This is a genomic window from Liquorilactobacillus vini DSM 20605, from assembly GCF_000255495.1.
Lineage (GTDB): Bacteria > Bacillota > Bacilli > Lactobacillales > Lactobacillaceae > Liquorilactobacillus > Liquorilactobacillus vini.
Window position 1 is genome coordinate 1 of the sequence record NZ_AHYZ01000197.1, and the last position, 26,222, is coordinate 26,222.

At 38.1% G+C, this 26,222-nt stretch carries 28 protein-coding genes and 1 pseudogene; 11 read left to right on the forward strand and 18 right to left on the reverse strand.

Annotated features, from left to right (window positions below; translation table 11 throughout):
* The coding region (locus ON15_RS10665; RefSeq protein ID WP_010581474.1) for a transposase at positions 1-272 on the forward strand (272 nt) is incomplete at its 5' end.
* A 146-nt stretch (positions 273-418) separates the two neighbouring features.
* Here the strand turns inward: ON15_RS10665 and asd are convergent.
* A complete protein-coding gene (gene asd / locus ON15_RS10670) occupies positions 419-1,519 on the reverse strand; it encodes an aspartate-semialdehyde dehydrogenase (RefSeq protein ID WP_010581475.1) in 1,101 nt (366 codons plus the stop codon).
* Between the two features lie 227 nt (positions 1,520-1,746).
* On the opposite strand from asd, the gene ON15_RS10675 reads away from it, so the two are divergent.
* The gene (locus ON15_RS10675; RefSeq protein WP_010581476.1) at positions 1,747-2,088 is read left to right on the forward strand and encodes a hypothetical protein; all 342 of its coding nucleotides are present in this window, start codon (positions 1,747-1,749) and stop codon (positions 2,086-2,088) included.
* A gap of 67 nt (positions 2,089-2,155) precedes the next feature.
* Here ON15_RS10675 and ON15_RS10680 read toward each other — a convergent pair whose 3' ends face one another.
* From ON15_RS10680 to ON15_RS10695, 4 genes are all read right to left on the reverse strand, one after another.
* Positions 2,156-3,238 carry an Ldh family oxidoreductase gene (locus tag ON15_RS10680; protein WP_010581477.1) on the reverse strand — a complete coding sequence of 361 codons (1,083 nt, stop codon included), beginning with the start codon at positions 3,236-3,238 and terminating at the stop codon, positions 2,156-2,158.
* 325 nt (positions 3,239-3,563) lie between these two features.
* Positions 3,564-4,292: a gamma-glutamyl-gamma-aminobutyrate hydrolase family protein gene (locus tag ON15_RS10685; RefSeq protein WP_010581478.1), complete on the reverse strand. Its 729-nt coding sequence runs from the start codon at positions 4,290-4,292 to the stop codon at positions 3,564-3,566.
* Between the two features lie 10 nt (positions 4,293-4,302).
* Positions 4,303-5,379, reverse strand: a complete 1,077-nt coding sequence (locus tag ON15_RS10690) for a M42 family metallopeptidase (RefSeq protein ID WP_010581479.1) — start codon at positions 5,377-5,379, stop codon at positions 4,303-4,305.
* A 26-nt stretch (positions 5,380-5,405) separates the two neighbouring features.
* Entirely contained in the window at positions 5,406-7,055 is a 1,650-nt protein-coding gene (locus tag ON15_RS10695) for a peptide ABC transporter substrate-binding protein (RefSeq protein ID WP_010581480.1), read from the reverse strand.
* Positions 7,056-7,527: 472 nt separating this feature from the next.
* On the opposite strand from ON15_RS10695, the gene ON15_RS10700 reads away from it, so the two are divergent.
* Complete coding sequence (locus tag ON15_RS10700) at positions 7,528-7,983, forward strand: NUDIX hydrolase (RefSeq protein WP_010581481.1); 456 nt, start codon at positions 7,528-7,530, stop codon at positions 7,981-7,983.
* A 60-nt stretch (positions 7,984-8,043) separates the two neighbouring features.
* On the opposite strand, the gene ON15_RS10705 is transcribed toward ON15_RS10700, so the two are convergent.
* Positions 8,044-9,978: a sucrose-specific PTS transporter subunit IIBC gene (locus ON15_RS10705; protein ID WP_010581482.1), complete on the reverse strand. Its 1,935-nt coding sequence runs from the start codon at positions 9,976-9,978 to the stop codon at positions 8,044-8,046.
* 204 nt (positions 9,979-10,182) lie between these two features.
* Here ON15_RS10705 and ON15_RS10710 point away from each other — a divergent pair, with 204 nt between their 5' ends.
* Genes ON15_RS10710 through scrK form a run of 3 tightly spaced genes read left to right on the forward strand, consistent with a single transcriptional unit; the run spans position 10,183 to position 13,579 of the window.
* A complete protein-coding gene (locus tag ON15_RS10710; RefSeq protein ID WP_010581483.1) occupies positions 10,183-11,676 on the forward strand; it encodes a sucrose-6-phosphate hydrolase in 1,494 nt (497 codons plus the stop codon).
* Between the two features lie 13 nt (positions 11,677-11,689).
* Positions 11,690-12,688 (forward strand): LacI family DNA-binding transcriptional regulator, encoded by a 999-nt coding sequence (locus tag ON15_RS10715; RefSeq protein WP_010581484.1) that lies wholly within the window; start codon positions 11,690-11,692, stop codon positions 12,686-12,688.
* Positions 12,689-12,703: 15 nt separating this feature from the next.
* Complete coding sequence (gene scrK, locus ON15_RS10720; RefSeq protein WP_010581485.1) at positions 12,704-13,579, forward strand: fructokinase ScrK; 876 nt, start codon at positions 12,704-12,706, stop codon at positions 13,577-13,579.
* Positions 13,580-13,674: 95 nt separating this feature from the next.
* Here the strand turns inward: scrK and ON15_RS10725 are convergent, their stop codons facing one another.
* The 7 genes and pseudogenes from ON15_RS10725 to ON15_RS10750 form a co-directional block, all read right to left on the reverse strand.
* On the reverse strand, positions 13,675-14,178 hold the full coding sequence (locus ON15_RS10725) for a type 1 glutamine amidotransferase domain-containing protein (RefSeq protein WP_010581486.1): 504 nt from the start codon (positions 14,176-14,178) through the stop codon (positions 13,675-13,677).
* Positions 14,179-14,250: 72 nt separating this feature from the next.
* A complete protein-coding gene (locus ON15_RS10730) occupies positions 14,251-14,844 on the reverse strand; it encodes a PH domain-containing protein (RefSeq protein WP_328285381.1) in 594 nt (197 codons plus the stop codon).
* A gap of 156 nt (positions 14,845-15,000) precedes the next feature.
* Positions 15,001-15,138, reverse strand: a pseudogene (locus ON15_RS12240) (PH domain-containing protein); the annotation flags it as partial.
* 370 nt (positions 15,139-15,508) lie between these two features.
* Entirely contained in the window at positions 15,509-16,867 is a 1,359-nt protein-coding gene (locus ON15_RS10735; RefSeq protein WP_026049594.1) for an ABC transporter substrate-binding protein, read from the reverse strand.
* Complete coding sequence (locus ON15_RS10740) at positions 16,864-17,688, reverse strand: carbohydrate ABC transporter permease (RefSeq protein WP_026049595.1); 825 nt, start codon at positions 17,686-17,688, stop codon at positions 16,864-16,866. Before ON15_RS10740 ends, ON15_RS10735 begins: the two co-directional genes overlap by 4 nt.
* Positions 17,688-18,641, reverse strand: coding sequence for a carbohydrate ABC transporter permease (locus ON15_RS10745; RefSeq protein WP_010581490.1), 954 nt, complete (start codon positions 18,639-18,641; stop codon positions 17,688-17,690). Before ON15_RS10745 ends, ON15_RS10740 begins: the two co-directional genes overlap by 1 nt.
* On the reverse strand, positions 18,604-19,710 hold the full coding sequence (locus ON15_RS10750; protein WP_010581491.1) for an ABC transporter ATP-binding protein: 1,107 nt from the start codon (positions 19,708-19,710) through the stop codon (positions 18,604-18,606). The genes ON15_RS10745 and ON15_RS10750 overlap by 38 nt, the downstream gene beginning before the upstream one ends.
* Positions 19,711-19,914: 204 nt before the next feature.
* On the opposite strand from ON15_RS10750, the gene ON15_RS10755 reads away from it, so the two are divergent.
* Complete coding sequence (locus ON15_RS10755) at positions 19,915-20,241, forward strand: PadR family transcriptional regulator (RefSeq protein WP_010581492.1); 327 nt, start codon at positions 19,915-19,917, stop codon at positions 20,239-20,241.
* A complete protein-coding gene (locus ON15_RS10760) occupies positions 20,238-20,882 on the forward strand; it encodes a DUF1129 domain-containing protein (protein ID WP_010581493.1) in 645 nt (214 codons plus the stop codon). Before ON15_RS10755 ends, ON15_RS10760 begins: the two co-directional genes overlap by 4 nt.
* Positions 20,883-21,114: 232 nt before the next feature.
* Here ON15_RS10760 and ON15_RS10765 read toward each other — a convergent pair whose 3' ends face one another.
* Both ON15_RS10765 and ON15_RS11855 read right to left on the reverse strand, forming a co-directional pair.
* Positions 21,115-21,951, reverse strand: coding sequence for a metal ABC transporter solute-binding protein, Zn/Mn family (locus tag ON15_RS10765; protein ID WP_235720460.1), 837 nt, complete (start codon positions 21,949-21,951; stop codon positions 21,115-21,117).
* Between the two features lie 105 nt (positions 21,952-22,056).
* A complete protein-coding gene (locus ON15_RS11855; protein ID WP_156397534.1) occupies positions 22,057-22,203 on the reverse strand; it encodes a hypothetical protein in 147 nt (48 codons plus the stop codon).
* A gap of 215 nt (positions 22,204-22,418) precedes the next feature.
* Here ON15_RS11855 and ON15_RS10770 point away from each other — a divergent pair, with 215 nt between their 5' ends.
* From ON15_RS10770 to ON15_RS10780, 3 genes are all read left to right on the forward strand, one after another.
* Positions 22,419-22,676, forward strand: coding sequence for a hypothetical protein (locus ON15_RS10770; protein WP_010581495.1), 258 nt, complete (start codon positions 22,419-22,421; stop codon positions 22,674-22,676).
* Positions 22,677-22,807: 131 nt separating this feature from the next.
* On the forward strand, positions 22,808-23,005 hold the full coding sequence (locus tag ON15_RS10775) for a helix-turn-helix domain-containing protein (protein ID WP_010581496.1): 198 nt from the start codon (positions 22,808-22,810) through the stop codon (positions 23,003-23,005).
* A 15-nt stretch (positions 23,006-23,020) separates the two neighbouring features.
* Entirely contained in the window at positions 23,021-23,458 is a 438-nt protein-coding gene (locus tag ON15_RS10780; RefSeq protein ID WP_010581497.1) for a hypothetical protein, read from the forward strand.
* 18 nt (positions 23,459-23,476) lie between these two features.
* Here the strand turns inward: ON15_RS10780 and ON15_RS10785 are convergent, their stop codons facing one another.
* The 3 genes from ON15_RS10785 to ON15_RS10795 form a co-directional block, all read right to left on the reverse strand.
* Positions 23,477-24,661 carry an MFS transporter gene (locus tag ON15_RS10785; protein ID WP_010581498.1) on the reverse strand — a complete coding sequence of 395 codons (1,185 nt, stop codon included), beginning with the start codon at positions 24,659-24,661 and terminating at the stop codon, positions 23,477-23,479.
* Positions 24,662-24,836: 175 nt separating this feature from the next.
* Positions 24,837-25,019, reverse strand: a complete 183-nt coding sequence (locus ON15_RS12245) for a hypothetical protein (RefSeq protein WP_010581499.1) — start codon at positions 25,017-25,019, stop codon at positions 24,837-24,839.
* 217 nt (positions 25,020-25,236) lie between these two features.
* Entirely contained in the window at positions 25,237-26,130 is an 894-nt protein-coding gene (locus tag ON15_RS10795; RefSeq protein ID WP_010581500.1) for a LysR family transcriptional regulator, read from the reverse strand.
* Between the last annotated feature and the right edge of the window lie 92 nt (positions 26,131-26,222).

Below are 26,222 nucleotides of genomic sequence, written 5' to 3' on the forward strand. Positions count from 1 at the left end.
CAGCTCATCAAATCCAAGAGGCAATTAAAAAACAAGATTCAAAAAATCTCAGACAAGTGCTAACTAATTACCAAAAACAACAATCTCCAATGGATACTTCAATTACAACCCTAAAGAAAAATCTAAAATATGTTTCAAACAGCTGTGAATCATCACTTTCCAATGGACCTATCGAAGGAATCAATCGTAAAATCAAAGCACTTAAACGGATCTGTTACGGATTCAAAAATATGGATCATTTTTATGCCAGAATTCTTTTAATTGTAAAATAAAGAAGCCCCCCATTCAGAGGACTTCATGGTTCCACCAATATAGTTTGACGGAGACCCTAAAAATTAAAATATCCTTGCTTCACCGCATTAGCAAAATAGGTTCCTAAATTAAATTTTCATCTAATTTAGGAACCTGTTTTTTTCTTCTAATAACATTGTTTAGCTGTAATATAACCTTGAGCTTTCAATAACTCTGCACATAAAATTGCCCCACCAGCAGCTCCACGAGCCGTATTATGTGATAGGCCAACGAACTTCCAATCAAAAATCTTATCCGGGCGCAAGCGACCAATTGAAATTCCCATCCCATTTTCAAAATTGACATCCAATTGCACTTGCGGTCGATCATCTTCAGTCAGATACTGAATAAAGTGTTTTGGAGCACTTGGCAAACCTAGTTCTTGCGGTACACCAGCGTAACTTTCCAAAGCAGCGATCAATTCTTCTTTAGTTGGCTGCTGTTTGAAATTGACAAAAGCTGCCGCTGTATGACCGTACAAAACGGGGACCCGCAAACACTGACTGGTAATTACTGGTGCCGCAACAGGAATAATCTCACCTTTTTGTTGGTCGACTTTTCCCCAAATTTTCAATGGTTCCTTTTCTGATTTTTCCTCTTCACCAGCGATATACGGAATAACATTGTTTAAGATTTCTGGTGCATCATCAAAATTCTTACCCGCACCAGAAATCGCCTGATAAGTTGTCGCAACAACCTGTGTTGGTTCAAACTTCATCCAAGCTGATAAAGCTGGCGCATAGCTTTGAATCGAGCAATTCGGCTTGACGGCAATGAAACCACGCTGAGTTCCTAAACGTTGCCGTTGAAATTTAATAACTTCACTATGATTGGGATTGATCTCCGGTATAATCATTGGAACATCAGGTGTCCAACGATGAGCACTGTTATTAGAAACAACTGGAGTTTCTGTTTTAGCGTACTCTTCTTCGATTTTTTTGATGGCAGCTTTTGACATATTAACAGCCGAAAAGACAAAGTCAACTTGGCTCGCAATTTCGTCGATCTGACTAACGTCTAAAACCGTCAAATCTTTAACCGCGGCTGGGATTGGATCAGCCATTTTCCAACGACCAGCAACTGCTTGTTGATAAGTTTTCCCGGCACTTCGCGGACTAGCAGCCACCACTACCACCTCAAACCAAGGATGACCTGCTAATAAAGTTACAAAACGCTGGCCGACCATTCCAGTTGCGCCAAGCACACCGACCTTTAATTTTTTACTCATTTTTCAAACCTCGCTTTTTTTCTTTACCACTATCATAAAGGTAAAGAATCTTAAAAATCAATTAAAATTCACAACTGAAGCAAAAATTTATTATTTTGTTCAATTTTATATTAGACCACTTACGGACTTAAAATTCAATTTTCAGTTTAAAATAAATCTGCTTGACCATTCCATCAGACCAGTGTAAGTTAAGCTTTGATAATATTTACTAGGAGCAAATTGCAGTCATGGATAATTTACAAAACTTGATCCCCGTCAACTTGCAGGAAGCAACCATTAAATTGTTTTGGGAACAAAGTCAAGGTAAACAAATTTCACAGGATCAAATCATCTTGCAAGCCGTACTTGAGAATGTCCGTTTAATGTTAGCAGATGAACTCGAAGGGCCCTATTGGGAGGCTAACTGGGCAAAAGAAGATCTTCTGATTAAGATTCTTGATATTAATCATCACATCGTCGGCCAAATAAAGCCTTTAACCACTTCTTTTACTGCCGATTTTAAACAAAACGCTCCCAAATTAATCGACGAACTTGATCGTCAAATCAAAAACATCGTCCGTCAAAATTAAACGCTTATTAAACACCAGTTTGTTTGAACTTCAAGTTTTCAAACTCAAGCAGTGGCTTATTTGACGATTATAAAACTTCCGGTAATTCAAGCTGAAACTTCTTGGCTATTTCCGCCATTTCTTCCTGCGTCCTAGGATCGATCACGACCCCTTGCTTCAAGTTTTGATCATAGTTTCGATACTCACGATCGCCAGGAATCATGATTTTGGTTCCAGGAAGATGAGCAAGTTTTCTGATTCTATTAAACATCCTGGTTGCTTTGGCTTTTAGAACTTCTACATCACCAAAAAAGGCTGGATCAATTACCATGAAGAATTGACTGAAATCATGTTTACCTTTGCTGGTATCAGCTGAAATTGACCCTTGCGCTAAAATTCCAGTCAATAACTCAATTACTAATGAATTACCGAAGCCCTTATAATTAGAATTAGTTTCTTGATTGCCACCTAAAGTTAAAACTCCACCACCCGACTGGTGTTCGGTAAAGGCTGCTTCCGACAAGATCTTAAATGCTTGCGCTGAATCATGGATCACCTGTCGATTTCGATCAACTGCCCACTCACCCGGGATCGGTCGCTGATTTTTGGCCAAAACAGCAATTTTGCCACTAGAAACACTTGAAGTTGCTCCATCAAAAACAAACGGATGTGGTTCAGCTGGAAAAGTAAACGCAAAGGCATTTGAGCCTAAAAATGCTTCAATCGCATTCGTCGGCACCACCAGTGGCCGCGTATTAGTTGTCGAAATACCGATCAAACCGGCCTTGGCTGCTAAGCGAGAATAATAACCCGCTGTTCCAAAATGGTTGGAATTACGGATAACTGCCATTGCGACTTGATTCGCTTTGGCTTTTTTAATCAAATTCTTCATAGCAAAGGCTGATGCAAGTTGGCCCATGTTTCCATTAGCATCAATTAAGAGACTCGTCAGACTTTCTTTTAAAACTTTCACTTGATTTGTCGGTTTAATCGTCCCATCAGCAATCATCCGTTCATACCAAGCCAAACGTTGAATTCCATGTGAGGAAATTCCCCGCAGATCTGCATCAACTAGAGTATCAGCTAACAAAGCTCCATTTTCTTCTGTAAAACCATTTTTTTTAAAAACCTGTTGCAAAAACTTTTTCTCCGCATTGGCACTTACTCGCATCATTATCTTCCTTCTTTCTTGAAAATTAAAAAGCCCCCCACCATGGATTGACTAATCCACAGTGCGGGGCGAATTTTTCGCTGTACCACTCGCAATTTACTTATTACTTCAATAATAAGTCTCAACGGCCTTAATTGCCCGGGAAGATAACGGTTCCTACCGTCTGATCAGCTTGCACCAATCAGAAAACAACCGAGTTCATCTTCAGCAGTCTCATGCTTGCATCTTTTCACCAGCTGATGCTCTCTTTAAAAGTTAAAAACTGCTTACTCTTCTCACGAAATTATTAACTTAATTTTCATTAAAATCCTAATTAACTAATTTGTCAACTCAATTTAACCAAAATTCGCTGAATAAAATCATCAAAAATTAACTGCATAGCTGGGACTGTTTCTACTAAAAACTCTGGGTGCCACTGAACGGCTAAAATCTGCAGTGAATTTTCAGATTCAATTGCCTCAATCACACCATCGTCTGCTCGTGCTGCAACACGTAAGCCGGCAGCAACTCGTCTAACAGCTTGATGATGATGGCTATTAACTGTCAACGTCGACTCAGCAAACATCTTTGCCAAATGAGTCCCAGCTACAATCTTAACATGATGGGAGGCTTCATTAATATCACCCTTTTGCGCATGCTGTAAAAGCTTTTGCGGTTCAGTAAACTGCTTGGTGAGATCTTGATAGACATTGCCGCCCAAAGCAATATTAATTACTTGCATCCCACGACAAACACCCAGTAAAGTTTTTCCCGCAGCCGCAGCTTTTTTTATCAAGTCGATTTCTAGGCGATCACGCGCTGTTTCAACAAAACTCAATCCCGGATTTGGCTCTTCCTTAAAACAGAGCGGCGAAACATCCGGACCTCCCGGAAAATAGAAACCATCACAAATTTTAAGATACCGATCGAGTTCGTCTTTGACTTGCGGCGGTATAAGTACGGGGATTCCTCCAGCATTTATAATCGCCTGAATATCATTTTGATTGACAAATGTTCGTTTGGCGTCATGAATTTTTAAATTCCCGGCCGTAATTCCAATCACTGGTTTTCGCATCATTATCCCCCTAAAATTCTGCAATGGTTGCTGCATCAAGTTTTAAAATAATTTGTTTGAGCAACTTAACAGTCTTGATAAAGTCTTGGTAGGCAACCATCCCATAATGCGTATGCTCATAACGGACCGGAATTCCGACACAAATTGTTGGAATCCCTTGATAATATAAAAGTTCGCTACCGTCAATTCCACCACCGGTCCGCACTGCCCGCGTAAATGGAATTCCCAGTGACTCAGCTTGTTGAACCGCAAATGCTTGAAACTTTGGTGTCGCAATAAAGCTCGTATCCATATCACGCAGCATTGGCCCACGCTTAAAACCAGTTTGACTCAACCAAGCTGGCGTAAAAGTATCATCAGCTGGACACCCCTCAACACAGATTGCAATTTGCGGCTTAATTTGCCGTACTGTAACTTTGACCCCGCGGCAGCCAACTTCTTCTTGAGCAGCTAAAGCTCCCACTAAATCAACTGCTAATTGTTCGTCCTTTAATTCATCAATCACGGCTAACACCGCCGCCGTACCGATCCGATTATCAAAAGCCTTACCGAGCATTAGATCACGATCAGCAAAGTACTGCCACTGGACATCAGGCACAATTGGACATCCAGTATCGATCTGCAATTTTTCTGTGGTTTCAACAGCTGATATTGAGCCAACATCAATTACTAAATTTTCAAATGTAATTGGCTGTTGCCGTTCTTCAGCGGTCATAAAATGCGGTGGCTTAGTGGCAACCACTCCGGTAATCCATTGGCCAGCTCGGTTTTTGATGCGGACCTTCTCAGCTGTTACATTTGCTGGTACCCATCCACCAAGTGGTACAAATTTGATTGTTCCATTTGGCTTGACTGCTTGAACAATAAAACCAACGGCATCCAAGTGCGCGTCTAGCAGTAGCGTTGGCTGATTGCCCTGAGCTTTATTTTGATAACGAATAATCGTATTGCACATTGCATCGCTCATCGCGGTTGTCTTTGTCGGCAAATATTTTTTAACGACTTCGACAACTTCGTGCTCAAACCCTGATGGTCCATTAGCATTTGACAATTGTTCAATCATTTTTAAATGTTCTTGCTTATCCATTAAAACATCTCCTAATAAATTAGCATCTATTTGACATAGGCCGTTCGATAACTGTAATGCCCATTGATCCCATTAAAAACAACTCCTTTAAGATGCGGTTTCACCAAATCTTCACTGTTTGATTTGTATAGCGTCGTAATTCCTTGATCACTAGCTAAAACTTTTGCTGCTTTAACTAGATCATTCCAACGGGCTTGTTGATTATTAGCGTCTTTATTATTCGAATCATTAATTGCCTGATCATATTCAGCATTTGACCAACCGCTGGAATTTTCAGAGCTATTTGAAGTAAATAACTGCAAAAAGGTAATTGGATCAGCGAAGTCAGCCGACCAACTAATCAAATTAAGATCATATTTTTTGTTATCAACATCTGAAATCATCACCGTAAATGGTATCGTGCTGACACTTAATTTTAACTGCGGAAGATTCTTGCTTAAAACACTTTGCAAATATTCAGCTATTTGTTTAGTTGTATCATCATTGGCAGCTAGCAAGGTTACTTGTAAATTCTTCAAACCTTCTTCCTTGAGTCCTTTAGCAAATAACTGCTTAGCTAATTTAGGATCATAGTTTGCTGTATTCTTCACAGCTGCTTCCTTGGCAAAATCTTCACCAGTCTTAGGATTCTTTGACATGCCCGCTGGAACAAGACCATCTGCTGGAGTTGAACCATTTTTCAAAATTGTCTTAACCAACTGCGAGCGATTGATCGCTAAGGAAATTCCCAAACGAATATTTTTATTGCCTAATGCCTTAACTTTACTCATATTATATTGTAAATACTCAGTAGCTGCTAAGGGCCGCTTAACTAAGTCCTGATTATTTTCCAGTTGTTTAGCCTGCTCGCCAACAACTGGCATTAAGTCAAGTTTACCAGTTTGATATAAGTTGTACGCGGTTGAAGGCTGTTTAATAACTTGGAAATTGATTGTCTGTAATTTAACAACTTTTTTATCCCAATAATAAGGATTCTTCTTCAGTTTCCAACTGTCATTGGTTCCTGTCCAGCCAGTATTGATAAATGGACCATTGTAAACCGTCTTCTTTGACGAGGTTCCATACGCTTTCCCATATTTTTTAACTACCTTTTTATCAAGCGGATAAAGAGTCTCTCTGGCTAAAACCATTTTAAAATAAGATTGCGGTTTATTGAGTTGGATCTTCAACTGATATTTTCCGCTGGCTTTAACTCCCAACTGGGATACAGCCTTTTTCCCTTGATTGATCTCATCAGCATTTTTGATATCGCTAAATAAATAAGTATATGGACTGGCCGTTTTGGGATCAACCGCTCGTTGCCAAGAATAAACAAAATCTTCCGCTGTAACTGGATCACCATTACTCCATTTAGCATCATGCCGGATATCGATTGTATACACCGTCTGATCTTTGGAAATTTTGACTTTCGTTGCTAAAGCTTTATGCGGCACACCATTTTTATCATATCTGAATAATCCTTCATCTACATTATCGACCTGATTAAAAGAATTTCGATCATCAATTTTTGAAATATCAAGGGACGAAATCTCCGATGACGCTGAAAGATTGATCGTTTGGGCTGGAGTTGAAGCTGTTTTTTGCTGATTTTTTCTTTTCCAAAAAATAACACCTGCTATAAGTATAACGATCACAATTAAAGCTATCAATATTTTCTTCTTTTTCCCATTCTCCATAACTTCCATCCCCTTCTTGAAAATTAAAAAATCATGTGATTTATTTTTTATAATACCGTAAGTTTCCGTGTCATGTCGGCTTTAATTTAATTTCATTGTTTTATAACTTATTGAAACGGTTTAACTTATTTTTAGAAAACATTAAAGGACAGATGGTTATGTAAAAAAAGCTATTAATTACTTTATGAAAAATTAGTAACCGCAAAATAACTAACGCGAGCCAGGCTAGGTTTCAAAATTGAATATTTAAGCAGCTTGGATTCTTGTCATTAACAAAAAGAAGATGAAAAACGCGCAGAATAATAACTAAGCCTATCGTTTTTAGCTTGCAAATTCTTTCTAGTTTCGACTCCTAAAACTTTAGAACTTAAAAAATAACTTGATTTTAGAAACTTTTCGCTGTCGTATTATTTATTTTACATGCTAAACTAATTAAAGGATTCTTTAATTTTAAAAGAAAGGTGAACCTTTTATGAGTAATTACATTCAAACTATCCGCAGTAAAGTCGGTCATCTGCCCATCATTTTAAATGCTGTTGGCGGAGCAGTTGTCAAGAACCAGCAAATTTTATTACAAGAGCGGACTGACACGAAAAATTGGAGTTTACCTGGTGGCTATATGGAATATGGTGAAACCTTTTTAGAGACCTTGCAGCGAGAATTACTTGAAGATAGCGGTTTGCAAGTCAAACCTTTAGCTTTGATCAAAACTTTTGACCAAGGATTTACGACTTATCCCAATGGTGACCAAGCTCAGGTAATTAGCCGACTATATCTTGTTAAGCCAGTTGGCGGTCATTTGATTACTTCGCCAACTGATGAAACTTTAAGCCTCAAATATTTTGATTTTTCAAATTTACCGCCCTTATTGAATCAGCAAAACCAAGAGATGATCACCTGCATTGCGAAATATCTAAAAATCAATTAATTTGCATAAAAAAAGAACCACAACTAAATTGTTAGCGATGGTTCTCCTTTTTTAATTGTTTTAGCGAGCAGTTACTGAGACTAAGCGATCACCAGATTTAACTTGATCAGTTTCAATGCGATCAACCCCCGCATAGTTGGCGGTATTAGTAATTACCACCATCACGGTCGGATCATAGCCAGCTTGCTTAATTTTTTCAATATCAAAGCTGCCCAATTTTTGCCCTTTGTCAACATGTTGCCCTTGCGTAACTTCAGATTCAAAATATTTGCCTTTGAGTTCAACCGTATCGATCCCGATATGCATCAAAACTTCTGCACCACTATCTGATTTTATTCCGTAAGCATGCTTGGTTTCATAAGCGACGGTGATTTCACCATTAACGGGAGCAAAGATTTCACCTTGACTAGGAACAATTGCTGCTCCATCACCCATCATTTTAGTTGAGAATACTTTGTCGTTAACTGCACTCAAAGATTCTGCTTGGCCAGCAACTGGAGCATAAACAATTTCATCTTTTAAACCTGCTTCTTGATTAATCAAATCAGCAGCTTTTTTCTCAACCTGTGTCTGTTCAGTCGCACTCGTAATTGCAACTGGATCAACTAACTGTTTGTTCTTCTTACCATAAAGGAAGGTTAAAGTAAAGGCAACCGCAAAACTAATTAATTCACACAATATATACATTGGAATTGATTTTGCATCAATTGATAAGAAGCCTAAAAAGGCAGCTGAGCCTAGTGAAACGGCAATTACATGGGTTAATCCAGCCAGTGCAGACGCAATTCCAGAACCAACAAGTGCACAGAAGAATGGAAAACGATACTTCAAGTTAACCCCGAATAAAGCCGGTTCGGTAATTCCTAAACAAGCTGAGACGGTAGCTGAAGAAGCTAAGCCTTTCATCTTCTTGTTTTTAGTCAAGGTAAAGATCGCAAAACAAGCAGCACCTTGAGCAACATTAGCCATTGAAGCTACTACAAAAATAAAATCACCATATCCAGTATGATTTTGGGTAAAAGCAGCAATCAATTGTGTTTCGATGGCTGGAAAAGCTTGATGTAAACCGGTCAAAACAATCGGCGAATAGACCAAACCAAAAATACCAGTTCCAACAAATCCTAACGTATCATATAACCAAACAATTCCTGCAGTAATTGCATCTGATAAACCACGCATGACTGGTCCCACGATAATGAAAGTCAAGAAACCAGTTACCATTAATGAAATCAGTGGCGTAAAGGTAAAATCAACTGCTGCTGGTAATTTTTTATGCAGCCATTTTTCTAAAACTGATAAAATATAAACTGCTGCTAAAACAGGAATAACTTGATATTGATAATTAGCTTGTGAAACATGCATTCCTAAGATATTCCAATATTTACCTTCAACCAAACCTGGGGTGGTCATAATCATTCCAACAGCTGCACCCAAGAATCGGTTGGCACCAAAACGACTTGCTGCTGACATACCAACAAGAATTGGCATAAAAATAAACGGTGCCGCCGACATAACTTGAATCATATCGGAAAAGCCCTTAATTGCCGGATAAGTTGCTACCAATGCTTTCGGGCCAAACAGACCTTCTGAAGTTAAAAAGTTGTTCAAGGCCATCAATAAACCACCAGCAACCAAAGCTGGAATAATTGGAACAAAAATATCTGATAATAGCTTAATAAATGCCATGATTGGGTTGAATTTCTTGCCCTTGTCTGCTACCTTTTTAAGTTCCTCCGTTGAGGCCTCACTTAAACCAGTCTGTTTAATTAATTCATCGTAAACATTGTTAACATCACCTGGTCCAATGATAACCTGATATTGACCATTAGTTTTGAAAGTTCCTTTAACTCCTGGATTATCGTCCAAAGCTTGTTGGTCGATCTTCGAATCATCCTTCAACACCAACCGAAGACGCGTAGCACAATGAGCAGCTGCAATAATGTTATCTTGATGAAGCGCTTTAATAACATCGGTTGCCACTTTTTTGTGATCCATACTAAACAACTCCTTTTTGAAAACGTTTTATTTTACATTTCAATCATACCTGATTTTTAGCATATGTCAATCGTTTATCACAAAAAAATATAAAAAAGTCTTTTTTCCTTACAAAAGGCGATTTTAAAATGGTGTACGATTGACATAAATCCGTTTTTAAATTAAAATAAGCAAGTAAGATAACGTTTTCAAAGGAGCTTAATTATGCAATGGACACGACAACTGCGCTATAAGCCTTATCAGGCTTGGCCAACTGAATACTTAAAAAAAATCGAAAAGCAAGCAGCTGATTCTGCTTACTATCCTCAATTTCATATAGCTCCCAGTTCTGGTCTTTTAAATGATCCGAATGGGTTTAGCTATTTTAACGGCAAATGGCATGTCTTCTACCAGGCATTCCCGTTTGGACCGGTTCATGGACTCAAATCTTGGGTTCATCTAATCTCTGCTGATCTGGTCAATTGGAAAAAGCTTGGCCCTGCTTTGCTGCCGGATTCAAAATATGATGCTCAAGGTGTTTATTCTGGATCAGCTCTCCAAATTGGTAACCGACTATTTTTAATGTACACCGGCAATGTCCGCGATCAAAACTGGCAACGACATCCTTACCAAAATGGCGCTTGGCTGGATCAAAATAACCACATCACCAAATTAGCATCTCCTTTGATCAACCAGCCGCAACAGACAACTGATCATTTTCGTGATCCACAACTGATCGAAAAGAATGGTAAATATTATGTCTTAATTGGGTCCCAAGATAAAAAAACTTTAGCTGGTAGAATTAATCTTTTTGCTTCTGACAATTTAACTGACTGGAAAGACCTTGGATATTTAAATTTTTCTGATGATGATTTAGGGTATATGATTGAATGTCCTAATTTGGTAACTGTTGATCAACAACCAGTACTGATTTTTTGTCCACAAGGTTTGGAGCACGAGATTTTACCTTATCAAAACATTTATCCGAACACTTATCTAATTGGCAGTCATGTTGATTTAGCTTCAGCTACCTTTAACAGTCAAAACAGCTTGGCTTTGCTCGATCAGGGCTTTGACATATACGCCAGCCAAGCTTTTAATGCTCCTGATGGACAAGCCTATTTAATCAGTTGGTTAGGTCTGCCCGAAATTGAATATCCGACCGATACTGAAAACTGGGCTCACTGCCTTAGTGTCGTCAAGCGGCTCACCATCAAAAATCATAAACTATATCAACAGCCTGTTGCCGATCTTCAAAAATTACGCCAGCAAGAACATCAATTGACCGGACAAACGACTGGTCAAGTTGAAAAAATTTTAGCAGCTAAAACGACCAATCAGTATGAACTTAAGCTAAAAATTCCCGCTGATCAACAAGGAACTTTGTGGCTTTTCCGCGATCCCCAAAAAGCTGAAGGCTTAAAGATCGAATTTGCAACTGGTCAAGCTGCCAAATTACTGATTGACCGTTCTCAAACTAGTCAACCATTTGCCAAAGATTACGGTCAAACTCGTCGGGTTGCTCTGAATGACAATCAACCGTTGCAGCTTGATATTTTTGTCGATCATTCAGTTTGCGAAATTTTCGTCAACCAAGGAGAAGCTGTTTTTAGTTTGCGAGTCTTTTCCAGTTCTTTGGCAAACAAAATTTCACTAGCTGGAAAGCGACAAATCAATTATAATGGTTCATGGTGGGATTTAGCCAAATCTTGTTTTTAAAGGGGACTTTACCATGCGGCCAAAGTTAACCGATGTTGCAGCTAAGGCAGGTGTTTCGGCAACAACTGTTTCACGGGTGATCAATAATTACGGTTATTTAAGCAAAACAACGAAGGAAAAAGTCTTTCGGGCAATGAAAGATTTAAATTATCAGCCAAATTCATTGGCTCGTTCTTTACATGGCAAAAAGACTCAGTTGATTGGAGTAATTTTTCCTTCAATTACTAACCCTTTTTTTGCTGAATTAGTTGAACAAATTGAAAATAAGTTGTTTAATCGCGGTTTTAAAATTATTCTTTGCAATAGTGCGGATAATAAAGAAAAAGAACGCGATTACTTACGCATGCTGATTGCTAATCAAGTTGACGGGATCATCGCTGGTGCTCATAATCTTGGCATTGAAGAATACAATAAGGTTGGTTTGCCGATCATTTCTTTTGACCGAAGCTTGTCCGATAAGATTCCCATCGTCAGCAGTGACAATCTTAAAGGAACCTTTTTAGCAACTCAAGAATTATATCAAGCCGGTTCGCGCCATATCTATTTTCTCGGCAATCCGCACCAAATTGGCAACCCAACTGATTTACGCCTACAAGGTTATCAAAAAGCTATCAATGAACTGAAATTGACCGCTCATATTCATAGCGTTAATTTCAGTGAATCACCCAATCTGAAATCTTTGTCAATCAAAAAATTATTGACTCAGCATCATGCCGATGGGATTGTTTGTACTGATGATTTGACCGCTATTTTGGTCTTACAAGCTGCTCGCCAATTAAAGATCAAGATCCCAGCTGAATTAAAAGTCATTGGGTTTGATGGAACAGCTTTTATACAAGAATATCACCCTGAGCTTTCAACAATCGTACAACCGATTCATGATATTGCAGCTTTATTAGTCAATTTGCTACTCAAACGAATTGAATATCCTGAGCAGCCGTTGGAACAAATGCAATATATTTTACCAATTAAATTACTGCGCAGTCAATCAACATTCAACCTGGCAGAATAATTAAGGAGGATTTTTATGCTTTTTGGCAGTATTGAAGCTGGCGGCACCAAATTTGTTTGTGCTGTTGGTAATGAAAATTATCAAATTAAGGAATCAACAACTTTTCCAACGACCCAACCCCAAGCGACCTTAGATCAAGCAATTAATTTTTTTCAACAGTTTCCTGATTTGAAAGCGATTGGAATTGCTTCATTTGGTCCAATTGAAATTCGCAAAAATTCGAATAATTATGGTTATGTAACCAATACGCCTAAACCCGGCTGGTCAAACACCGATTTTGTTGGTTATATTAAAAAATCACTTAATCTGCCAATTTACTGGACAACTGATGTTAACGGCTCAGCTTATGGTGAATGGTTCGCTTATCAACAGCAACAGCAACCGTTAAATTCGCTAGTTTATTATACGATTGGGACTGGGATAGGAGCTGGGATCGTTAATGATGGCAAGTTTATTGGCAGTATCGGCCATCCTGAATTAGGCCATGTCTATCTTAAGCGTCATCCAGATGACCGGGACTTTTCCGGAATTTGCCCTTTTCATGGCGATTGCCTAGAAGGCTTGGCATCCGGTCCAACTTTTAAAGCGCGCTTAGGGATCGCTGGTCAAGATGTTCCCTTGAGCAACCACGTCTGGGACATTATTGCTTATTATGTTGCTCAAGCAGCCATTCAAACCACTTTAGCTTTTCGTCCTGAAAAAATCGTAATTGGTGGTGGGGTTGCCAGTGAAACATTTCTAGAGAAAGTTCGGCTCCAATTCAAGCAGCTGTTAAATGACTACGTTTCAGTTGGTGATTTAAAACAATATATTGTTATGCCAATCGTTGCGAATAATGGTTCCGCAACAATTGGGGATTTTGCTTTAGCTCAAAAAGCATTAACCGAATAGACTTTACTTCTAAATATTAAGTCAGGCTGAGAAAATCGATTTTCTCAGCCTGGTTTTTTTACTTTAAATTACTAATCTATGACAACTGCACTAAATTATAAAGCTGCCAGAATTGCTTGATTAAATTTCGGCAAATCAGCTGGCGTTCGGCTCGTAATCAACTGATCATCAATTACCACCGGCTGATCTTTAACTTTTGCCCCTGCGTAATATAAATCTGGTTTAACCGTCTTAAAGGCTGTCATCGTCCGGCCTTTAACCAAGCCAGTTTGAATAAAGAGCTGTGGTCCATGACAAATAGCAAAAGTTGGTTTGTCTGCTAATAAAAATTCTTTGACAAAATCAACAAATTTTTCGTCTGCCCGTAATTGGTCAGGAGAAAAACCACCTGGTATCAAAATAGCGTCAAAGTCAGCTGGCTTAACATCGTTGATTGCTTGATCAATCTTAATTTTAGTCCCATGCTTACCAGTCACAACTTTTTTACCAGCAAAACTAATCGTAACCACTTGATGGCCAGCTTCCTTTAAAGCAGCAATGGGAGAAGTATACTCAACATCTTCAACCAAATCGGTCACAATTGCAGCAATTTTACTCATTGATAATTTCCTCCTTATTAATAACTATGAATTAATTTTATCATTGCTGATAAGTTGCCTCAAATATTCTGCTTAGCTCTGCTTACCGTAAATATTTTTTAAAGAGCGGCAAGCTGCTAAACTGAGATACTTCAACTGAATCTCATCCATCTCCATTCCCTTTTTGATCTGCCAGCCAATATGTCCTAGTCGCCGTGTCATCAGCCACCAAGTTGTTCTAACCTGCTGACATTGAACTTTATTTTGAGGAACAATCAATGTTTTCAAACTAAACCGGCTAACTTTTTTTAAATAAAGCAGCTGTCCGCCAATCATCCCAGCTGCTAAAATCAACTCAACACTAGTTAATTTTAACCAAGCCCGCAAGAAGTTTTGTTTAATTTGAATGGCTTGAATTCGCCGAAGCGGAATCGTTAACGTGTTGCGAGTAAATAATCCCCGTTCTACTAATAGATCATCATTTTGACGCCGAACTGTAAAATGATAGTAGCAGGCGTAATTTTTTAATAAGGCCGCTAAAATAACCAATCCTCCTAAACACAGACCACCAAGCAGCAGACTGACGAAGCCACTTAAAATTACAGCTTCCAATCGACTAGCCAGCCAATTTTTAGGTAGCCAGCCTTTAAATGAATCGAAAAAAGCCACCAAAGCCAACAGCATCATAAAAGCGCTTTGATCAGTCAACGAAAAGCGCCAAATATCGCGAGTTGCGACTTTAAATTGCGGTTGGTATGACGGTTGGTCAGTTGACTGAGCCTGACTGTTTTCTGCTTGCCGCAGCCTTGCTAGATGATCATAAACTATTTTTTTAACTGCTAATAATTTAACATTTTCAGCGGTGGTGCCGGCAGTTTCAACAATCAAGCCGATGATGCCGAAGGGCTTAAACAAAAACCATGCTCGGCGCTGAATTGCCTGGATCCGATTATAAGGCACGAGCAACTGTTTTTTGATGAAGAGCCCCCGTTTTGATTACCAATTGTTCTTGTTCAAAACGGTATTTAAAAAACAGCCATTGATAAAACGTCTTACCCAAGCACCAAAGCGTCACGCCACAAAATAGCAGCAGCGCGTAAAAATATTTATGGGCCAAAAGCAGCGGCTTTGAGCGAGCAGTGGATAGTCATCTCTTTTCATCTTGGTAAATCCTTCCTTTTTTTATTTTTCTATTCACTTTAAGTATACTTGATTATCATTGATATTGCTTTAATTTGACAATTCAAGTCACAAAAAAAGATCCCGTTTGATCGATGCAAATATCAATCTTTTCGAGATCGTTTTAACTATAAAAATAACAATGTTTTTTGCTGATAAGTCTCAGGCTAGCTTATTTAACTCCATTTGCTAAATTATTTGATTTGATATAGCTATTCATGGAATTTTCAGCTTCTTGAAGTGATTTTTTAATATTCGATCCATTATAAATTTGATCCATTGCCGTTTGAACTAGGGTTCGTTCTTGGATCAAGCCTTGCAAGAAGACCCCAGAATTTGTCTTATTAGCTGTTGTCTTCCTTAATTGTTCGCCTGGCACTTTGGCGGCTGGCGTTTTCGCATATAGCTTTTGTAAAACCTTCTCCTTTTGAGAATCTTGATTCAAAGCTAAATACCCAGTAGCAACCTGCCATTTAGCTTGGTTTTTGGCTTCCATCAAAAACTTGATAAATTCCCATGATCCACGTTGAACCGTTGCTGATTTATCATTAGAAATCCACAGTGAGGCCCCACCGATTGCCACCCCATTTGCTTTTTGCCCATCAGGATGAGGATAATAAGTGATTCCTAATTTGTCTTTCGTTCCGGCTGTTAATTGGCTGATATCAGCTGATGACTGCAAAAACATCCCTAACTTGCCAGCTAAAAAAGCAGCCATTTCGTTAGCAGAAGCATTTGAGCCTGAACCGAAATTCATAAATGCTCCACTTTTGATCAGTTTCTGTATCCATTCCATCGTTGTTACTGCACCTTTTGAGTCAAAATTAACTTTTGTTGGTGTCCCGGAATGTCCATCATCATTATTAGCCATTGATTCACCGGCATTCGCCAAAAATTGTTCAAACAACCAGCCATATATTTCAACACTGATTCCTTTAACTTCTTTATGCGAACGCTGATACAATTGTGTTGCCACTCGCGTGATATTGCTATAGCTCGGATCAGTCGGCGGTGGCGTAATATGATACTTTTTCAGTAAAGTCGCATTATAATACAAAACTGGTTGTGACGTATTAAATGGCATTGATAATAATTTACCATTTTGGGAATAAAAAGCTCGGGCGACAGAGAAAATTTTACTGATATCATAGTTATCCTCATCAATAAATTTTTGGACTGGTGTGGTGTAGCCGCTATGATAAATTTGACTAGTTGAAATATCCATCGATTGAAAAACTGCCGGTGAAGCATCCGTCCCATGCGTATTTAAAATCTTTTGCACCGCTTCGTTATAATTTCCCTCAAATTGTGAAACTACTTGATATTTACTTTGTGACTGATTAAATTCCTTAACAAACTCATTCAACTGGGTTTGAGCTGGGCCAGTCATCTCGTTCCAAAAAACAATCTTAGTTCGATTGGATTGAGCTAACGCTACGTTGGGAAATATTAGATTTAAGCCCCAAATTACTAACAAAGCAGCCATTATTTTCAATAACTTTTGTTGAATCAATGATTTTTTTTTCATCATTTAACGGCTCCTTCATTCAAACCAGATTTAAAATAATGCTGGCCAAAAAATAAAACAATCAGCGTGGGGATAACTACGATTGCTGCGCTCGCCTGAATCATTCCCCAATTGTTGAAAGATTCCTGTGATTGCAGCTGCCGCAATCCATCCTGAACTGGCCGAAAGTCATCACTAAAAGTCGTCAGCATCGGCCACAAGTATTGATTCCAGCTTGCTAAAAAGCTATATGCTGCCAACGTCAATAAACTGATTTTGGCATAAGGCAAGACTACCCGGCCATAAAATTGCCAATGTGAGAGTCCTTCAACATCAGCTGCTTCTTTCAATTCTTCTGGAAGCTGCAAAAATGCCTGCCGCAGCATAAAAATCCCAAATGCCGAAGTTAAAAAGGGAACGACCATGACCGCGTAATGGTTTAATAAGTTCAGACTGCGGACGGTCGCAAAATTGGGAATTACTTCAGCTTCAAACGGCAGCATCATTGTAGCTAAAACGACATAAAATAATAAATCTCGGCCTTTAAATTTTAAGAATACAAAAGCATAAGCACTCATTGAACAAAACACCAACTGAGCCAGCATCGTCAAAACTGAAATCACCAGGCTATTAAATAAATATCTCAGGATCGGTGTTTGTGTAATTGCTGCCCGATAATTATCAAATGAAAGATGGCTGCTCCACAAGGCACCCTTTGAAATTTCCGCCGTTGGTAAAAAGCTGGTCCAAAAACCGAGGACAAACGGAATCAAAATAAAAATTGTTAGTAAGATCAAAATCAGATACTGCCAAAAATGATTTTGCTTGGCAACTTGATTTTCCATCATTTATAGGTCACCCGCTTTTCTAAAATCTTAAATTGCAAAAAAGTAAAGAAGGCAATAATTACTGCCAAGATTACTGATTCAGTACTGGCTAAGCCATAGTTTCCACTTAAAAAAGCATCTTGATAAATTCGATATACCAATAAGTTAGTGGCATTGTTTGGCCCTCCGGCGGTCATCAGATCAATTAAGCCAAAGCTTTTAAATGCTTCAATTAAAGTAATGATCGAGACAAAGAAAATAGTTGGTGAAATCAATGGCAAGGTGACTTTAAAGAATTGCCGAGTTTTGCTAAGGCCTTCAATCTGCGCTGCTTCATAAAAAGTTATTGGAACCGACTGTAAAGTTCCAAAGAAGATCAGAAAAGTAAAACCCAGATTCATCCAAACAGTTGAAATCACCACTGCTGTCATCGCCCAACCAGGTTGGGTTAGCCAATTGATCACCGGCAAATGCAAAATCGTTGCCAGCTGATCCAAAAGCCCGACGGAAGGATTAAACATAAATAGCCAAAAGATTGCCGCTACCGAAACCGAAACCCCCATTGTTCCAGAAAAAACGGTTCGGAAAAAGGCACTGCCTTTGACTTGAAAAGAAGCTGTCTGAGCTAATAATAATCCCAAGCCCAAGGTCAATAGTGAAACTGCGAAAACATAAATCAAGGTTGCTTGCAAACTGGCCAGATAAGAACTCGAAGTCAATAAACTTAAATAATTTTGCCAACCGACGAAAACGGTTGGTTGGCCTAAATTATTTGTTAAGAAAAAGCTTAGATATAAAGTCTTAAGCATTGGATAAAAGACAAAAATTGCTAGTACTAACAGTGATGGCCCTAAGAACCAGAGGGCGTAATACTTGTCACGCGCATTGACATCGTAGCTTTTAGCCAAAAACTTGCTTGCAGGTGAAATCTGTTTAAGCTTGTTGGAATTGTTGGATTTGATCTGTTCCATCTTGTTTACCCCCTCGTACAAATAAAACTGCCCGCTGTTGTTGATCAAAAACAATAAAGTTTGGTTTGGCCGTTACCAGCAAACGTTGATTAATTCCAACTGCTAGATGATTAGCAACCGTGATTCGAATTTCCTCACCATGATCTAATTTGGCATGAATCACTGACTGGTTCCCTAAATACTCAAGATTGCGAACTGCTGCATTAGTTTGCGATTGATTGAAATCCACTAGCAAATCTCCAGGACGTATTCCAACTTGATAAGTTCCAGCAGTTAATTTAGTTGGCAATTCAAACTTTAAAAATGAATCAAGTGCTAACTGGTCGGAAACTGCATGCTGAACCGTTAAGAGATTGATCTGCGGAGTGCCAAAAAAGTTAGCCACAAAAGTATTTTGCGGCTGCTGATAGATTTGAGCCGGACTGCCGATTTGTTGGACATGCTGATCGTGCAAAACCATAATCCGATCTGCCATTGTCATCGCTTCAACTTGATCATGAGTAACATAAATCAACGTCAAGCCCAATTGCTGCTGGAGTTCACGAATTTCTGAACGCATTTTACCACGCAGCTGCGCATCCAAGTTAGACAGTGGTTCATCCATCAGACAGATTTTTGCATCACTAGCAATCGCTCTAGCTAAAGCGACCCTTTGCCGCTGACCTCCAGAAAGTTCCCGCGGCTTTCGTTCAGCGAAATCACTAAGATTAACCAGTTCTAAGGCTTGCTTGACGCGCTGAGCAACTTCATCTTTAGCGAGTCGGCGAGCTTTTAATCCAAAAGCTACATTTTCTGCAACATTCAAAAATGGAAATAAGGCATAATTTTGAAAAACCATGGTCAATTTACGATCCTGTGGCGGCAATTGATTAACAACTTGTTCATCAATTTTCAAAATCCCGGCTGAAATTGGAATTAAACCGGCGATCATTCGCAATAAAGTACTTTTACCACAGCCTGATGGTCCGACAATCGCAAAGAACTCACCAGTTGCGATGCGAACTGAGACATCTTCCAAAACTAAGTTGGTATCATAGCTTTTCGTAATTTTTTGTAATTCAATTGACATTCAATCACTCCTCTTCCCTAAAACACCTCTCAGTATATGCAGCTAATGTAAGGACTCAATCTCATTTACGTATTCTTTATGTAAAACAAATGTATCGTTAAATTTACAATTCAAAATCAAGCTTAGCTATTATGCTTTACAACTTAGCTGGGAAAGTTTATCGTCTAGGTTGTAATCCAATTTAGTGGAGCGAGATGACAACTGATGAAACAAGCTCCATTATTAAAGGGTGCCCTTGAAGGCTGTGTCCTAGCAATCATTTCTGAACAGGACTTCTATGGCTATCAATTGATCCAACAACTGCATCAAAGCGACTTGAAATCAATTAATGGCGGAACCTTATATCCGCTCTTAGCCAAATTGGAAAAAAATGGTGCTTTGACTAGTTATATTGCTCCTTCACCAGATGGACCCGACCGTAAATATTTTCACCTTACGCCAACAGGTTTCGAGCAGTTAACTGATTTTAAGAAACACTGGTTCGACTTTTCAAAACAAACTACTGAAATTCTAAGGAGATTCACCAAGTGAAACAGCCAAGATATTCCGCCAAATGGTATCGCGAGCGACTCAATCGGTTAGAAAAGCAATTAAACTCAGCCGATTATCAGTACTTTGATGAATTGCGAGGCTGTTTATCTTTTGCTGGTCTTAACTATGACGAAACGCGTCTCAATCAAATTTTATTCGGTATGCTGCAAGATTTGATTGATGCAAACCAGCAAGAGATCAGCGCCGTCAACTTGTTTGGCAAGCAACCTAAACAAATGGCCGATGAGATTCTAATAACGTTGCCGCCGATCAAATGGTTTGAGCGCTTTAAACTCTACTTTTTAGTTGCTGGCATAACTTGGATCATTCAGTTTTTCAGGGAAAATCCTGTGAAGGGAACAATTACCTTAAACTTGCTGCAATATTTGCTCTTGGCGTTTTTTTTCAACCTGTTCGTCGTAATCATTTTCAAGTTGATCAAAAATCAGTTTTATCAACCAAAAAGTTCCCATTGGATCAATATCGTTTTGCTTGGTCTTTTATTTGCTACTTTAGGAAGTTCATTTTACTTATTAGGCAACTTGAAGTTTCTGCAATTAAACGTGACTTTGCCATTCATGATTAGTCTTGGACTAACAATCATGATTATGATTAGTTTAATTGCTATTGCCGAAACTTAATTTCTCATGCTTGGGCTTGGCTAACAGTTGTTTTTACTGTCAATCGAATTGTCATTCTAACCTTGCAGCAACAAAACATTGCTTTATCATCGACCTTTTATCTTTGGCAAAAGGCGATTTTGTTCATTAATGCTCTATTTTTTTATTTTGGGTTACGCATATCCAGCCAAAATTCCCCTCAAATAATGATTAAAAAAAGTCCAGCCAAATTTTAGGCAGGACTCGTTAATCGCTATTTATTTTCTTGCTGTTGAATTTTTTCTAGCTGTTTAAGCTGACCTAGCATCCATTGCCGATAGTTTAGCTTGTTCGGCATAGTTTCCGTGACCTTTAAAATTGGTACTCGATTTTTTTGAGCCTCCTTGGCCAAATTCAGAACGGTTTGATCCGAGGCTTGGATATTTTGCACCAAAAAGGCTAATCGGTGTTCTTTTAAAGCAAGCTGAATTTTTTTGATTTGCGCAGGCGTTGGATCAGTGCCATTTTCAACTGCCTTAGCCAAACCGGCATCATCAATTTGATAACCTAACTCATTTAACGTGTAATTAAAAACCGGTTCACTGACCGCAACTGTTTGCTTTTGCCGCTTGGCTTTAAGCTGCTGAATCTTTTTTTGAATAACGGACAGCTTTTGCAAATATACAGTTGCCTGGTGTTCAAAATATTTTTGATGTTGCGGCTCCAGCTGACTATAGGTTTTGACGAGTGACTTTACCAAAAACGGCATCGTTTGCGTTCGATACCAAAGATGCGGATTCGCCTTACCGGGCAGCTTAACGATACTGGCCACGTCGATCTGTTTAGCCCGCTGATTATTAACAGCCAATTTACTCATCCAAGTATCATAATTCAAGCCATTAAAAATAATCACATCTGCTTGGGCAACCTTTTTAGCAGTGTCAGTGGTCGGCTGGAAATCATGTGGATCAATGCTGGCATTATCCACAATCGCTGTTACTTGACCATACTTGCCTAAAACAGCTTGCGCCGCTTCGCCATAAAAGTTTAACGATGTAACTACCCTGATCGTCCGCTGGTTTTGACCTTGCTTAGTTTTTTGCTTGCTCACCAAACTGCACCCAGTCAGCAGGCCGGCAGCCAATAAACAGTTTGCTAAAAGTAAGATTTTTAAGATTCTTAGTTGCCGCAAAAATATCAATTCCCCTTAACAAAACTAAATAAACAAGTTAGTGAAGTTCGAAACGACAGCCATTTCATTAATATTTGCGTGCTCGTCAATGTTGACTGAATGCATCGCAAACTTCGTAAATAAAGCAAATAAAAAAACTTCTCCATCAATTACTATGTAGCCAATAACCAACAGATTGCTCCTTCTTCACCGACTTGATCGTAATTATTTTCTTCACTGAATAAACTTAATTAATAGCATACCATACTTGGTCTGCAAAAATTTAGTTTGTTTTAAATATTATATTCTTGATTTAATTGCAAAAAGGAATTAAAATAACGGTGTTAAAAGATAGTGACCACTCACTATATGATGTCTGCTTTGGTATAGAAAGGAAGCTGTTAATTATGTTTACATTTAGTTTTTGGGTTTTAGCGATTTGGTTTGTTATTAACGTTATTTGGATGTGGTTCAAGTTAAGCGATCAGAAATTACAAAAGACTTTTGCATGGATTAATGTTGTAGCCCTTATTTGGGGATTCTGGGCTTATAACAGCAGCGTCCGGGTCGGTGGAATTGCTACTTGGTTTAATGTAATAAACTATGTTAATATCATAGTTGCTTTATTGCAGTTTTACTTCGGTTACCGCAAATTAGACAAATAAATAATATGCATTTAATAATAATACTTGGCCATTTTTAGTGCTTTTCTAATAATTTAAAAAGTAGTAGCATATTTTTAGACGTGCTACTACTTTTTAAATACAAGTTGAATTTTAATGAGGAGGTTTATTTTTTGCAGAATCTAATTTTAGATCTCTACGCTAACGTCCCAGAAACAAAAAATCTAACTACCAAACAGCTTATGATTCTCTCAGCTGCGATTGAACTTTTTGCCAAAAAAGGTTATGCCAACACCAGTACCAGCGAAATTGCTGCCTATGCAGGTGTTTCTGAAGGAAGCATCTTTCGACGTTTTAAAAACAAACGGTAACTACTGAAGTTCATCTTGGATCCATTAGTCAAATTGATATTACCAGATAAGTTACTGCAATTTTCTGCCGAAACTTTAAATCGCAATTACCTTAATTTGGATAGCTTTGTTCGCACAATTATTATGAATCGCATTAAATTTATTAAGGATAATCTGATTGTACTAAAAATTTTCTTGAATGAGATCTTGTATAGCAGTCAGCTACGTCAAGATGTCCTTAATGGTTTGCCAAAACAATTTATTAATGGATTTAATAATCAATTAAATTCACTGAAATCCCGCCAGCAAATTATTGACTGGCCTAATCGAGAAATATTTCGTTTCTTATTTTCGACTTTGTTTGGCTACGCACTTGATCACTATGTTCTTTTTCCACAAAACCTGTGGAATGAAAACGAAGAAATTGACCGTTTGATAACTTATATTATTAATGGCCTTTCCCCACAAAATTGATTCCAACTGTTGGTTTAATCAACCAGCAGTTTTTTTCTGAAGTTTTTGCCGTTTTCGCAATTGATTCAACCAAAAATTGACCAACATCGCCAAGAATGCAAAAATCGCACCACCTGGACCAATACCAGCTAAACCGGTTTTAACATACAATAGACTGCCAATTCCCGAACCAAGTGCAATCCCAAAATTAGCAAAAATCGAATTGAATGAAGAAGCCAACACCAAAGACTGCGGATATTTTTCCTCCGCCACCTTCAAATAAAACATCGCACTGGGCGAATTAAGTAAATACATAGAAACACCTAACAGCATCACCACTGTTAAACCTAAGATGCGATTTGAAATGGCAAATGACAAACTTCCCAATAGCATAAATTGTACTAAAAATACAATCGGCATGGTTTTCAATCCATGATTTGCTGCAATCCGACCACTATATAAATTACCAACTAGGGACATAAAGCCATAGACAAACAACAAGAAGGTCAGCGCATTATTGTTAAAACCCATTCCTTGTGAAAAAATTGGCCGCAAATAAGTGTAAAAAACATAAATTCCGGCTAAATTCAATAAAGGTAATAAAATACCAAGTTGAATCTGATGATCAAGAAAAATGCTCAACTGCTTAAAGAAACTATTAACATGCTGCTGGCGCAAATCATAAGGTAAACAAAACATTGCCAACAACAAAGTAATTACTGCTAAAATACTAATAATTATAAAAACGTAGCGCCAGCTAGTATAATTGCTTAACCAAGTCCCCATTGGAACACCAAAAACTGAAGCGATACTAAACCCGGAAAAAATCCAAGCTACGATGCCAGCTCGTTTAGTCAAAGGAGCCAAAAACGAAACAAACGTAATTGAAACAGAAACTAAAGTGCCTGACACAACCGCTGTCAAAATTCGACCAGCGATTAAGAGAAAGTAATTATTCGCCAGTGCTGTCAATAAATTACTGGCAGCAAAAATTAACATTAACACCAAATAGCTCCAATATAAGCGATGATGCCCAACTGACATACTAACCAGTGGTGTAGCAATGGCATAAATAATGGCAAAAATTGTAACTAACAAACCAACTGTCGCAACTGAGATATGAAAATCGGTTGCAATATTATTTAAAATTCCAACAATGATAAATTCGCTAAATCCTAAGATAAACGATGTTAACACTAGAACAAAGCTTTGAAACTTTAACATCTTCAATCTCGTTCCTCCAAGTACATTTCTCTAAAACTTCTTTATTCCCCATACCATTGTCTTAACAGGTAATCTTTCAATTTTTTTAATTCAAGCTAATTACATCTTTTTTTCAATCCAAAAGAATAGCAGCCAGCAAACCGGCTGCTAAATTAAAAACGGTCCAATTAATATTCTAACCTTGGACTGTAAATTCCTTGGCTAACAGCGCATCCTTCGAAGCACTGTCAGCTGGCTGATAACCTGCTGTTAACAAATCATTTACATAAAGTTTATTATAAACAAAAGCAAAAACAATATTGGTCACCCCGGATAAAATTCCATACGACCAGGCTCCAGTTAAAAGATCAATCAACAAGATAATGACTGTCCATTTCCAATCTCCACGAAATAGCGCCGGAAAAAAGCCAAAGAAAAAAACGGTCTAAGAAAAGCCGATTTTACACTGTTTAAACTGATTAGTTGCTGGATTTTTCAAATTAATACGCATCATTAAACTCCTAAATTATTCTAAATTTACACTTTATCTTAACCTGATCACTCTAGATTGTAAAGTCACAATTATCCATTCTTGGCTATAGGAATTTTGTTGGTAAATCTGCTAATAAAACCTTCATTAATTTTCTTTGTTTCGGATTCAAAAGATAATTCGCACGATACGCAACTGACACTAAAAAGCTTGGTTGCTGAGCATCCAACAAGTCAATTTTGGTCAAGCCTTCTGTTTCAGGAACAGCTAAATCAGTTAAAAAAGCAATCCCAACATTTTCTTTAACGAGAGCTTTTAAAATATGAACATCATCAGTTTGATAAATAATTTTCGGTTTAAAATCATTCCGTTCACACATCAACTTAAAAGCATTGGCATGAACAAAGCCCTCATTTAGCGTAATAAATGATTGATCCTTTAATTGTTTAAAAAAAATTTGTTTTTGATCTGCTAAGGGATTTTTTGAACTGACAATGATCTTAAATGCTGCTGATTTTAAAAGAATTGCCTTAATTTGATGGTTAGCAATTGAAGTTAGTGAGCCAATCAAAGCTGAATCCAGTTCGCCTTTTTGCAGCAGCTGCAACATATCTTGCGAACCAGTTTCAAAAGTTTCTAATGTGTCCATCAAACCTTGATGCAACAGCTGTGGCGTTAATGCTGGGAAGTAATAAGTGCCAATGATCGGCGGTAAACCAAACAAAATTTTTTCACCATCTGCACGTTCAAGCTCTTTTTGAGCCAGCATCAATTCATTTAAAATTTGTTCAATATGTTGATCCAACTGGTAACCGCCAGTCGTGACCTGCAATTCATGATGTGAGCGATCACGAATAAACAGTTTACTACCAAATTGGATTTCAACCCTTTTAATCGCTAACGTAATTGCTGGTTGACTGACACCGAAATAATCAGCTGTTTGTGAGAAATTTTTGTTTTTAACTAGCTGATGAAAATACTTTAAATCCTTGATGTTCATCAAATAGCCTCCTGATAATTTACTTTGCCCATATAAATAAAATTTATAGTGTTGCTAGTCTTTGACTATAATTTTTAATCAATGTTATACCT